Below are 12,363 nucleotides of genomic sequence, written 5' to 3' on the forward strand. Positions count from 1 at the left end.
CCTATCGCCTGGATCGCTGCCCTGCCCTTAGTGTGGAACCCAGAAACCTTCAAGCTTGAGTTCCCGCAATGCCGTGGTGACAAATCGCGGGTTAAGCATCTGCTGGGCATCCGCTTGCGTGCGCGTCAACCCTGATGCCTGCGCATAGGCCACCGCCTTGCGATAATGCTCCTGCAAGGCCGCATCGTAGAGCGGCGACCAGCGCTGGCGCCAGCTGACATTGTCCTGGTCGTATTCTCTGCGGTTCACGCTTTCGGGATAGATCTTGTTGGAATATTCCCGGATGTAGGTTTCCTTGTTTTCATCCTGCGCTACCCAGTGCACGCTTTTCAGGTAGGCAGTGACGATAGCCTGGGTCACCTCGGGGTTCTGCTTCACAAAATCATTGCGCGCCCATACCCCACCCATCAGCTTCCAATCGACCGGCGCAGTCTTGGTGGACCAGATGATTTTGCCTACTCCCCTATCCTCCAGGATATAGGAGTCAAACAGGCTGAAAAAACCATCGACAGTGCCGCTCGCCAAGGCGGCAGCGCCGACTTGCGGGTTGACATTGACGATCTTGAAATCCCTGAACGTCAGGCCTTCGCTCTGCAACAGGTTGGAAAAAGCCAGCTCCCACGGGCGACCACGGTGCAAGGCGATCTTTTTGCCTTTCAGGTCCTTGATGCTCTTGGCTGTAGAGTTCTTGGGCACAACCAAATAGGAATTGGAAGTTGTGCCCCAGGGCGCTACTAGCTGCACGGTGGGCTTGCTGGCATTGAGGATGATGGGCGGCAAATCGCCGTAGATGCCGAAATCGATCTTGCCACTGGCAAAGCCTTCGTTGATCACAGGGCCGACCGACGCCATTGCCGCAGGCACCCATTCCACCTTGATACCCTGCTTGCGCAGCTCTTCCGGGAAAGCACCATTGACGACAAGAGAGGCGCTACCGGTATACACCGTCTTGCCGCCGACGTTGGTCGCTACCGAAGCAATACGCACCACCTTGAGGTCTTCGGTATGGGCAGTAGGGAAATAGCCCAGAAGCCCTGCCAGCAATAAGGCAGGCAATACAGTCAACTTCATCATTTCCCCTTACCCGCTGCTGGACTGAGTTGAGCCTGCTTGATCTGCTGGCTTTGCCAGTAATGTTCAAGGTTAAGCTCCTTAAGCGCATGCTCGACGAATTGCGGATTAAGCAACTGATCCAGCTTGACCTCGTTGCGCACCAAGCCTGATTGCTTGGCATAACTCGCTACCCGATGGTAATGCGTCTTCAGGGCATCGTCATAAAGCGGGGACCAACGGTCCTTCCAAGCGACGATGTCATTGTCGTAATCCTTGCGCACCACCTCTTCCGGCAAGGCATTGGTGGCATATTCCTTAATGTACTTGTCCTTGTTCGCATCCTGCGAAGTCCAGTAATTAGTCTTCACATAAGCCGTTACGATGGTCTGGGTAAGCTCGGGATATTTCTTGACGAAATCGTTGCTGGCCCATAGCCCGCCCATCAGTTTCCAGTCTGGCGGCGCATTTTTGGTAGACCAGATGATGCGCCCGACCTTGCGCTGCTCGAGGATATGCGCATCGTTGAGGCCAAAGAACCCATCCACCGTGCCGCTCGCCAATGCGGCTGCGCCGACCTGGGGATTCACGTTAACGATCTTGAAATCCTTGAAGCTGAGCCCCTTGGACTCAATCAGGTTGGCAAAAGCGATTTCCCAGGGTCGGCCGCGATGCAAGGCAATTTTCTTGCCTTTCAGGTCATCAATGGTGCTGGCCTTGGATTTTGCCGGCACGACAAGATAAGAGTTGCCGCTGCGTCCCCAGGGCGCCACCAATTGCACAGTGGGCCTGGAGGCATTCAGGATCACCGGAGGCAAGTCACCATAGGAGGCGAAATCGATTTTACCGCTGGCAAAACCTTCGTTGATGATTGGGCCCACGGCGGAATGGGAGGCAGGCACCCATTCAATTTTCACGCCCTTTTTCGCGAGCGTCTCTTCCAGCCCGCCTTCGGTCAGCACTGCGGCGCCGTTGAGGTAAGTGGTTTTTCCCGCGATGTTGTATACCACAGCTGCAATCCGCACTACCTTGGGTGTTTCCTCGGCAAAGCCCACTGAAGCCGGCAATGCCATCATGGCGGCCAGCGCCAGATGATAAATTTTTCTATGCAACATTTAACTCACTCCAAAACATGTCAGTCCTGCTTCAAAATCCAGTGCGGGGTATTTGAAGCTCTCGAGAATTCAATGAAAAAACAGTGTGCTCGCCCGTTGTCGGGTAAAACACACCATAAAGAGACAGTCTTGAAAATCATTACTGTTGCTCACGACACGACTATGTAACTGAATAGAGCAGCTCACAAAACTCAGCGAAGCTGTCCTGGCTAGGTGCTCTGCCTTAGGTAGTACAACTAGCACGACAAGGCAGAGCAACAAGGCCAGAAGAGTATTGTGAACAGCACTTAAGCGACCTTGGCCTCTAATTGTTTCTTGGCTTCCTGCAACGGACGTTGATCCACCCATGCATCAAAATCGAAATCGCGATCCAAGAGACCATGAATCCACATGAAGTTCTTCTGTTTGCGGAATAGCTCGAGACGATCGGGTGTCAATGTCGGTTCAAGATGCAGGTGGAAATCGTTGCGGTATGCCGTCGCCACACTCTCGGCGCCTGCAAAGGTCTCATCCTGCAGAATGCTGCGTACGCCTTCCAAATTGTGCTTGGCCCAATCAGCCGCACGCAGCGTCTGGTAAAGGAAGCGAACCACCAGATCGAAATGGTTCTCCAGCAAATCCTCATGCACAGTGATAGGACGAGGCGTGCCATTATTCACCCGCACGCTTTTATCGGCATAGCTGTCGAGATCAATCCCAACCACAAGCCCTAAGCGCTTGGCTGCTTCGACAGCGGAAGCACCCTTGACGTAGACCGCATCAACATTGCCTGCCACCAGTTCGTCCAGTCCCGCCCACAAGCTACCCACCACCTCACGGCTACGCCTGCCATCTCCACGGCCTGCCCCGGCAGCGGCCACTTCGACGAGATCGACATCATCCAGCGTCAAGCCCGCGATACCGAGTGCGCCTTTATATCCGTGCAAGCTCATGCCGCGCGCGATGCTGCTGCCACGCACATGGTCCTTGATCGGGTGATCAACGAAAGCAGGCAATGCCAGGCGTTTTCCCTTGAGCTGGTGCGGCTCTGTAATCCCGGAATCAGGCCTCACCAAAATCGCCTGCCACTCATCTATCCATGTCAGGCCAATCAGGCGCGTAGGCGCATATTGCGCACGTGCAGCGATCGCCAGCAAATTGCCTCCCTCACGTATGAGAGTAGGCAACTGGTGATCATAGTGATGCCGGTTGTATTCTCGTGGGCCTTCCTGCAGAGTGGAGACGGTAATGCCATCCTTTGCAAACTCCTCGTCCAGCCAGCCCAACTTATAGGCAATGCCGGTCGCAGTCGGCACTGGGCAACGGGTAAACCATATCTGGTCTACACTATTTATTAGTTCGCTCATTGCCGCCTCCTCGATTAACCCAGGTCAGTCGCAGGCAACAGGTTCAAGCCCTTGGCCTGGTCGTAAATCTTGGCCATCTTCCATTGCTGGGCCAATACGCCAGGACCGTAATCACGGGATCCTCCAATTGCGTCTGCCAAGGTCTGGATTTGTGCCCCCTCTTCAAGGATGAGGATAAATTCAGCAGTCTTGCGCAAGCCTTGCTTGCCCCAGACGGTAGAGCCTCCATTGGCTTCCAGGATTGCAGTGTTGTGCGGATTGAGCTTGATCTGGTCCAGGATGAAATCCACCTCCTGCTGTCGGCGATCTATATAAATAGGAATTTCACGAATCAGGTTATAACGCTGCACAGGTACATAACGAATCGGCAATGTACGATGGGTTTGTGCCCAGGCCCCCAGATACGGGGAGTGCACATGTGAAATCGTCGTGATATCCGCATGTTCCTTGAACAGCTTGGTATAACGAGTGGAGCCGGCCCCAGTGCCCTTACCCAGCACCACATTACCCTCAAAATCTACTACAACAGCCTGTAATTCACGGCCATCCCAATTAAAAGGACCCGGGTCGTTTACGATGACCAGCTTCTCCTCGCCAGGTACGCGCTCGACAAAACCTACCGTCCCATTCGCAGTAATGGTACCGGTGTTGCGAAACGCGGCAAACGCGATCTTGGCGTCAGCCAAGACCTGTGCAGCAAAAGCTTCTAGATCGTTTTCTGTATCAATTGCGGTTATGGTCATCATTCACCTCTGTAGTCATCATGAAAGGCTGGCAAAGTTGCAAGCATCTTGATGACAAAGTTGGCAAAACACATGCCAAGAGCAACAAGCACTCATTACAAATAAAATAATTGTTTCATTTCATATAGATAATTATTCATTTGCAAAAATGACTTCTCACGCCACCCTGCTACAAAATCAACACCTGCTGCAGAATCAACAGTGAACTTCGTCACTGAACTGCGTCAGAATCAACAACATGCAGTAAGGCGACATTTCTTTATTTCAAATAAGAATATAGATATGAAAATATAGTTTTAGACCAGCTAAAGGATTATGAGTATATTGGGCAAAGTTTCTACACTGAAAGTCCCCAAGCAATGCATGCTGAACTATGGAATTATGAGCGGGCATTCGAAAGTGCTGATCACGTCATCACGCACCCTAATCCCAGTTCTGTCAGCCTCTCTGTGCGCGCAAGCGCACTGGTTTTCAGCGACCCAAGGTCACAGGCTTTATTGAACCTGATTGAGAAAATTGCCGCCAGCAACGCCACCGCTCTGATTATTGGCGAGACAGGTACCGGCAAGGAACTGATTGCCCGTCATATCCATGCACTCAGTAACAGGAGAGATGGCCCTTTCCAGGCAATCAATTGCGGAGCTTTCTCAGAAACCTTAGTAGAGAGTGAGTTGTTCGGCTATGAGCGTGGTGCCTTTACCGGCGCAACCAGTGCCAAGACAGGATGGTTTGAATCAGCCAACGGCGGCACATTGTTTCTTGATGAAATTGGAGATCTGCCCCAGTCAACCCAGGTCAAATTATTAAGAGTGTTGCAGGAGCGTGAAGTCGTTCGACTTGGTTCACGTAAGGCTACACCAATAGATGTACGCCTGATTGCCGCTACCAATGTAGATCTGGAAGAAGCGGTACGTGCTGGCCGATTTCGTGAAGATTTATACTACCGCATCAAGGTAGTACCTATTGACCTGCCTCCTTTACGCGAACGTCCTGGTGACATCTTGCCTTTGGTAGAGCACTTCCTGAATGTCTACAAGTCACGCTTGCATACAGATATTCCCAAGCTTGCACCCGACACCATTCAGCAATTACTGCACTATCCTTGGCCAGGAAATATTCGAGAGCTCGAAAATGTTATTCATCGCGCATTACTGATTTCGACCTCTGGAACCTTGCACCCAAAAGATTTAGGCCTGCCACCGATAGGAACAGCACCACTCGAAAAACCAGAATTAAAACCGGTATTGACATCATATGGAGCCGGCAAGGTAGAAAATACTACCTCTCCGACAAGTGGTTCAACACCATCACTGACCACGCTGGAGACCTACCAGCTAGAACGCGTTCTTAACCAGTTTTTTGAATCACCTCCACCCAATCTATTTGAGCTGGTCAATGCACTTTTGGTAGAAAAGGCCTATGAGTTCAGTAATAAAAACCAGGTACACACCGCCAAGCTCTTGGGGATTAGCCGCAATATCCTACGTGCAAGATTAAAGGAACTCAACCTGATTGCCTAATCACTGAAATAACAAAACCACCCTAAGGTGGTTTTGTTATTTTCTTGGATCTTTACTCTTGTGAAGCGCCCGACTGATCACTCTCTCCACGGATGGCCGCTATTTTTGTCGCAAGGAAATCATCAAATCCTTTCTGCACCAGATCATAGGTTTTGGCAATGCCCGCAGCAATATCACTACCCTCTCCCAATACATTCAGCCCAGTCAGGATATCCTTGGCCTCAGCATAGCCCTTCTCGAAGCCACCCCGGATTAATGCCACGAAATCACGCGCTACTGTTTCCGGATCTTTATCCGGGTAGCGCGCAGCATAGGCATCAAAAAAACCTGTAGACATCGACAAAATACGTCCGGCTGTAGCTTCGGCACTATTATCCTGCCCCATCGCGTTCCCAATGGCATTCGCACCAAGTTCAGGCTGGAGCACGGCATTCAAGTGCTCGACAGCTGAGCGATACAACAAGGCCAAGCCATCATTCCCTGACTGAATCGAAACCTGTAGTGAAGCTTGCAGGATTTGTGCGTTAAGCACTGATTTTTGCCCACCTGGACTAGCTTCTGCAGCTTTTTTCGCTTCATTAAGCGTGTCATTAGCAGATATCGAAGTTACTGGAGTCATGCTGCCAGTAGTAATGCTGTTGCTGGATGCAACCATAGTGCCCTCCTCAAATTATCTCGATGGTATTTATCTATATCGGCCATCATCAGAATAAATGAAGTCATTTTCAATCTAATCAATGTAGTACAAAGCTCAATAAGCAAAAAGGGAGCCGAAAACGGCTCCCTTTTTGTATAAACCTACGCTGCGTCTTTATGCAACCAAGGTATGCGGTACATCTTGTCTCAACAAGAAAACTGCCTGCTCAACAGCAACATCTATGCGCTGACGTATGGCATCGCTTGTTAATTGATAATGACTAAACTCGGTATCCTTGGCATAGATCGCCGTAGGAGTGGTATAGACATTGAAAAAACTTGCCAACGTGCGTAACTGGTAGTCAACCACCATGGCATGCTGATCACTACCGCCAGTTGCAGCCAAGATGGCCACTTTACCGACCAAGGCTTTAGGGTCAAGCAAATCAAAAAAATGCTTCAGCAAACCCGTATAAGAAGCTTTATATACAGGGCTTGCAATCACAAGCAAATCTGCCTCTTGTACTTTTTTATATATCTCCGTTAATTCTGCTGGAAAACTTCCATAAGACACGGTGCTACCCAATACTGGTGCAATCTCGGCAATATCAATCACCTCGGCAGGTGCATGTAATTGATGTGATGCACGGGCAGTAATTTCCTCAACGAGCGATTTTGTCCTGGACGGCTGCGACAAACTGCCTGAGATACCTATTATTTTTGCCATACCAACTCCTACTTCCATTAATTAACTCAACTCATGCCAAGGCATGCATTGAATAAATTCAGCAATAAAAGTGCCAGGGCAAAATATGATTATAAATCAATTAGGAGTAATACCAATATGCCAAGCGCCTTGGATAAGGTGCTGATTAACCAACATCACTTCAACAGTACTGCTGTTTAATCAGCACATCCTTTTGTTTTTATCAAGCAACCTTGAATATTTCTACGGCTTTCTTCAGATTGTTTGCCTGCTCATCCAGTGCAGTAGCTGTCGCAGCTGACTCTTCTACCAGCGCAGAATTTTGCTGGGTCGCATCGTCAATTTGTGTGATGGCAATCTTCACATGCTCAATCCCAGTAGCCTGCTCACTAGAGGCAGATGCAATTTCCTCAATCAAAGTAGCAATCTGGTTTACAGAAGTTGAGACCCCAAGAATCGTGTTACCTGCCGCAGTCACTTTACGAGTTCCAGTCTCAATGACCTCACCAGAAGATGCGATCAAGGTCTTGATTTCCTTCGCAGCACTTGCACTACGCTGGGCTAATGAGCGTACTTCACTCGCCACAACAGCAAACCCTTTACCCTGCTCACCTGCCCGCGCCGCCTCCACCGCAGCATTCAGTGCAAGGATGTTGGTCTGAAATGCAATTCCGTCAATCAAGCCAGTGATTTCCTCAATCTGCCCAGATTTGTTACTGATTTCCTGCATGATCTGGACCACCTCACCCATAGCGCTTTCTCCCTGCTGGGCAACTTGGCTGGCATTTTGTACCATCGCTGTTGCGGCACGTGCGTTCTCGGCATTATTCGAGACAGTTTCTGCCAACTGCTCCATACTGCTCACTGTTTCTTCAAGCGAACTAGCTTGTTCCTCAGTACGGTGAGACAAATCATTGTTACCGACCGCAATTTCACCAGTACCACTGTTGATCTGTTCAACGCCTGCTCGTACCTGAAGCACCATCTTTGCAAGGCTATCTTTCATATCGATCAAGTATGGATATATCTGGCCAGGGCAGTTTTTACCGAATGGTTCGATATGAAACGTTAAATCCCCATCGGCAATTTTTTGAAAATACTCTTTTACCTGATCTAAAGGAGTTCTTACAAAATACACAATATAGCGATCTGCCAATACCAAAAGAATCAGGCAGATCAGCAATACTACAGCAACAACCACAATAACCTGCATGCGGTTATTTTTTGCCGTCTGTAGCATCTCGGTATAGCGTTGTTCTAATTGTCCATCCATCTCTTGGATGGTGTTGGCAAACTGACGGCTAGCCCCCACAACAACCGCAATATCGTGTTGCTTATATTGCGCAAGGTTTCCCTGTTCCAGTAACTCAAGCAATGTTCCCAAGCCCTCGTCCACCAAGGCGTTGTAGTGAGCCTTGAGTTGCTGAATCTGTCCGGCATCCACAGATGCTGCATGCTGCATGAAGTCATCAAAACCATGATTGGCTTGTCCCAATGCTTCCTTAACACTTCTTGCCTCTTCCTGACTAGCGGCGTGATCACCTACCTCAAGGCTCTCTGCCAGTCTCACTATTCTCAGCCTTGCACGTAGCAACTGGTCATTGACCTGAGCCAAGGTTCGGGTTTGTTGTAGCATTGAATAACTAAGATCCAGCTCATGCCCTGCTGTCGTCACTCCCTTTAAGCCTACCCCTGAAAGCGTAAGGATCATGATACTGATAAACGCCAGTACAATAAGCACCATGCGATGCACTGTGATATCTCGTAGGTACTGTTTCATATTGACCCTTCGTTATATGTTCATTTATTGGTAAGCGAAACAATCGCACCATCTAACTAAAATAACGGAGGAAAAAAGGGAAAATTTAACAAAATGTTACAGTCTGTAATATTTTGTATATTTGCTGAATTTACTGATTTTATTAGACTATTCGCGTCACCACTAACAATTACCTTTTGCTTTTAAGCCAATAAGTATTCACCACACCCTTACCTTTAATCTCGACCCCGTTGCGAGGTTCGAAAACATAATCCTGATTTAATAACGCGTAAGTCGAAGCAGAAACCTGAATTTGGTTGGGGAGCCCTGTATGCTCCATCCGGCTGGCAAAATTCACAGCATCGCCCCATAAATCGTAGCTAAATCTTGTGTTACCAATGATTCCAGCTACGACTGCTCCACTATTAATACCAATGCGCATCTCCAATGATTGGCCAATCTCATGGGAAACCTCCCTCAATAAAGCTGGCATCGCCAATGCCATATCCGCAATCACTTGAGCATGGTCATGACGAGGGTTCGGTGCTCCCGCAATTACCATATAGGCATCTCCTATCGTCTTGATTTTTTCTACGCCATATTGCGTAGCAAGTTGGTCAAAACGTGAAAATACGTGATTGAGCATATCAACTACCTGAGTTGGACTCAACGTGGCAGATATCTGGGTAAAGTTAACAATATCAGCAAATAAGATAGTAACTGCCTCATGGCTGTCCGCGATGCGAGTGCCCTGCGCTTCATGCAACCGCTGCGCGACTGAATCGGGCAAGATGCTGCGCAATAACTGTTCTGATCGTGATTTCTCAATCGCAAGTGCCTCCAGCACTTTTGCTTTTTGTGATTGAAAATAACGCATCACGATATAAAGGATGCCCGATACTCCGGTCATATTGATCGCGAAAAAGGCATCCCTGATATCGCTGGGAATAGGCAGTGCGTGCATGGAAAACAGGGAGTTCAGCCACCATGACAACACGGCCAATACACCAAACAAGATAAACCAAGGGGTTGATTGCCGAGTCCCTAATATCATCAGGGCCCCTACGGGAGACAAGATCGCCCAGAAGGCAACGCCACTAGAAGCCTGAAAACCACCGATGATCCACTGCATGAAAAATGGCATCACCAGCAGCATCACCAACTGAGTAAAAGTGAACGCATCAAATCGCTTGAAATGGTAAAACACCAATAAACTACTATAGGAAATGATGATGTAGATATAAGGCACAGCAGCCATTACCGCATAGCCTTCACCCAGGCTGGATAAGCTGAATATCCAGAATACACAGGCCAAGCTTTCTGCCAGCACCAGAATAGACAAGATCACCACGCCAAGCACTACCGTCCTGGCAACCTCAGGTGGCTTACTCCCCAGAAAAGGCTGGATTAGCCGTAGGAAATAACGGTCAGCCTGATACATGATGACGTTCTCTTTTTTCTTGTAATTCAATTGATTCGATCAATATAGCTTAAGGTCGATCGTTAATCCATCCCTCTCTTGGCCGATGAAAGCACTGGCTGACGCACGTCCATTTGAGTTAGAATGCTGTCTGGCGGGCCTCCCCGCATTGCAAAGTAGTGAACCTGGTCAGGTCCGGAAGGAAGCAGCCACAACTATTGAAGCAAGTGCCGGGGGTTTGGCTCGCCTCTTAACGAATCGAAAAACCTGCCAGAAAAGATCGCGCCGAAGTAGTATTGGCATTGCATCAACCGCAAGCAACGGCAGGTACCTGCAACGCATGACACCCATTGAGTTTATACACCTATGAGCTATCAGGTTCTTGCCCGCAAATGGCGCCCAAAATCCTTTGATGCGCTGGTAGGCCAGGAACACGTGGTTCGTGCGCTCACCAATGCCCTGCAACAGCAACGCTTGCATCACGCTTACCTATTCACTGGTACACGTGGCGTTGGCAAGACTACGCTCTCCCGCATCCTGGCAAAATCATTGAATTGTGAACAGGGCGTCAGCGCAACGCCTTGTGGTCAATGCGCAGCCTGTGTTGCGATTGATAAAGGCAGCTTCCTGGATTATGTCGAGATGGATGCTGCATCCAACCGCGGCGTAGAGGATATGACGTCGTTGCTGGAAAAAGCTATTTACGCTCCGACACAGGGCCGCTATAAAGTGTATATGCTTGATGAAGTGCACCAGCTGACAGGCCATGCCTTCAATGCCATGCTGAAAACGCTGGAAGAACCACCGGCACACGTCAAGTTCATCCTAGCCACGACTGATCCACAAAAAGTACCAGTCACCATCCTCTCGCGCTGCCTACAATTCAATTTACGTCAGATGTCGAGCAGCGGTATCGCCGAGCACCTGCAGCATGTGTTATCCGAAGAAAACATTGCCTTTGAGCCGGTAGCGCTACAGCTGATTGGCCGCTCAGCCAATGGCAGCATGCGCGATGCGCTCTCCTTGCTGGATCAGGCCATTGCCTACGGTGGCGACAGCGTCAATGAAAAAGAAGTCCGTGCGATGCTGGGCGCCATTGACCAGAGTTACCTCTTCGACTTGCTCAATGCCCTACTCTCTCAAGATGGCAATGCCGTATTGAGCCAAGCCCGCGCCATGGAGCAACGCGCGATCTCATTCGATGCAGCATTGAATGACTTGGCCAATCTGCTGCATGAGATTGCGATTGTACAAGCCGTTCCTGATAGCATCGCGCACGATCATCCAGAACGCCAATCCATGCTTGATCTCGCATCTCGCATGGGGGCAGAAGAATTACAGCTGTATTACCAGATTGCCCTGTTGGCAAGACGCGACTTGGGCTTGGCGCCTGACGAATTTGCAGGCTTTACAATGGCGCTGCTACGTATGCTGGCGTTTAACCCAGGAGAACAAAAGCCTCCCGCACGAGCAAAACCAGCCCCTGCCGCAGCCACAGAACATGTTCCACCTCGTGCCAGTGCGGCCCTGGCTATCAGCCAACCAGCCACCAAGGTAATTGCACCCAGCACCACCGCGCCAGCATTGGAGATAACACCTCCACCCGCAACAGCATTAACGCCACCTCAGCCAACAGTTGTTGCTACTCCAGCACCTATTGAAGAGTCTTCCACACCAACGATTACACGCGCATTTGACGGCAATTGGCGCGTGTTGGTCGATCGTCTAAAGTTGGGGTTGGCACGAGCACTGGCACAAAACTGTGAGCTGGCAAGCTTTGATGAAGAACATATTGCCTTTTCAGTACCCCCTTCGCAAAAGCATCTGCTCAATATGGGCTATGAAGAAAAATTGCGAAGCGCAGTTGAACAGCACTTTGGCCGCAAGATCAAGATGACATTTTCGCTGGGAGGTAGCGGTAATACTCCTGCCCAATTAATGAGCCAGGAAAAAGCAGCCTTACAGGCTGATGCAGAAGATGCTATTCATAACGATGGCTTTGTACAGGCACTCATCAAGGACTTTGGTGCCCAAATCATTCCATCCAGCATCAAACCACTTCAATAAT

At 49.5% G+C, this 12,363-nt stretch carries 9 protein-coding genes, 1 other RNA gene and 2 pseudogenes; 3 read left to right on the forward strand and 9 right to left on the reverse strand.

Annotation, left to right across the window (positions count from 1 at the left end; genetic code table 11):
* Positions 1-27: 27 nt before the first annotated feature.
* From ACIKP9_RS03595 to ACIKP9_RS03610, 4 genes are all read right to left on the reverse strand, one after another.
* Entirely contained in the window at positions 28-1,074 is a 1,047-nt protein-coding gene (locus ACIKP9_RS03595; protein ID WP_400879385.1) for an ABC transporter substrate-binding protein, read from the reverse strand.
* Positions 1,071-2,165 (reverse strand): ABC transporter substrate-binding protein, encoded by a 1,095-nt coding sequence (locus tag ACIKP9_RS03600; protein ID WP_400879388.1) that lies wholly within the window; start codon positions 2,163-2,165, stop codon positions 1,071-1,073. Before ACIKP9_RS03600 ends, ACIKP9_RS03595 begins: the two co-directional genes overlap by 4 nt.
* 287 nt (positions 2,166-2,452) lie before the next feature.
* Positions 2,453-3,511: an ABC transporter substrate-binding protein gene (locus ACIKP9_RS03605; protein ID WP_400879391.1), complete on the reverse strand. Its 1,059-nt coding sequence runs from the start codon at positions 3,509-3,511 to the stop codon at positions 2,453-2,455.
* 14 nt (positions 3,512-3,525) lie between these two features.
* Positions 3,526-4,254 (reverse strand): class II aldolase/adducin family protein, encoded by a 729-nt coding sequence (locus ACIKP9_RS03610; protein WP_400881842.1) that lies wholly within the window; start codon positions 4,252-4,254, stop codon positions 3,526-3,528.
* Between the two features lie 359 nt (positions 4,255-4,613).
* Between ACIKP9_RS03610 and ACIKP9_RS03615 the strand changes: the two genes are divergently transcribed.
* Positions 4,614-5,774 (forward strand): sigma-54 interaction domain-containing protein, encoded by a 1,161-nt coding sequence (locus ACIKP9_RS03615; RefSeq protein WP_400879394.1) that lies wholly within the window; start codon positions 4,614-4,616, stop codon positions 5,772-5,774.
* A gap of 52 nt (positions 5,775-5,826) precedes the next feature.
* Here ACIKP9_RS03615 and ACIKP9_RS03620 read toward each other — a convergent pair whose 3' ends face one another.
* The 5 genes and pseudogenes from ACIKP9_RS03620 to ACIKP9_RS03635 form a co-directional block, all read right to left on the reverse strand.
* On the reverse strand, positions 5,827-6,429 hold the full coding sequence (locus ACIKP9_RS03620; protein WP_400879396.1) for a DUF5610 domain-containing protein: 603 nt from the start codon (positions 6,427-6,429) through the stop codon (positions 5,827-5,829).
* 156 nt (positions 6,430-6,585) lie between these two features.
* The gene (locus ACIKP9_RS03625; protein WP_400879399.1) at positions 6,586-7,137 is read right to left on the reverse strand and encodes an NADPH-dependent FMN reductase; all 552 of its coding nucleotides are present in this window, start codon (positions 7,135-7,137) and stop codon (positions 6,586-6,588) included.
* Positions 7,138-7,339: 202 nt separating this feature from the next.
* Positions 7,340-8,098, reverse strand: a pseudogene (locus ACIKP9_RS13490) (methyl-accepting chemotaxis protein); the annotation flags it as partial.
* Positions 8,099-8,401: 303 nt separating this feature from the next.
* A pseudogene (locus ACIKP9_RS13495) lies at positions 8,402-8,896 on the reverse strand (Tar ligand binding domain-containing protein); the annotation flags it as partial.
* A 169-nt stretch (positions 8,897-9,065) separates the two neighbouring features.
* Positions 9,066-10,133: an adenylate/guanylate cyclase domain-containing protein gene (locus tag ACIKP9_RS03635; RefSeq protein WP_400879405.1), complete on the reverse strand. Its 1,068-nt coding sequence runs from the start codon at positions 10,131-10,133 to the stop codon at positions 9,066-9,068.
* Positions 10,134-10,448: 315 nt separating this feature from the next.
* Between ACIKP9_RS03635 and ffs the strand changes: the two genes are divergently transcribed.
* Positions 10,449-10,546: signal recognition particle sRNA small type (gene ffs / locus ACIKP9_RS03640), an RNA gene on the forward strand.
* A 115-nt stretch (positions 10,547-10,661) separates the two neighbouring features.
* Positions 10,662-12,362 (forward strand): DNA polymerase III subunit gamma/tau, encoded by a 1,701-nt coding sequence (gene dnaX, locus ACIKP9_RS03645; RefSeq protein ID WP_400879408.1) that lies wholly within the window; start codon positions 10,662-10,664, stop codon positions 12,360-12,362.
* Position 12,363: the final 1 nt, after the last annotated feature.

This window comes from Methylobacillus methanolivorans (genome assembly GCF_044751345.1).
GTDB classification, from domain to species: Bacteria; Pseudomonadota; Gammaproteobacteria; order Burkholderiales; family Methylophilaceae; genus Methylobacillus; species Methylobacillus methanolivorans.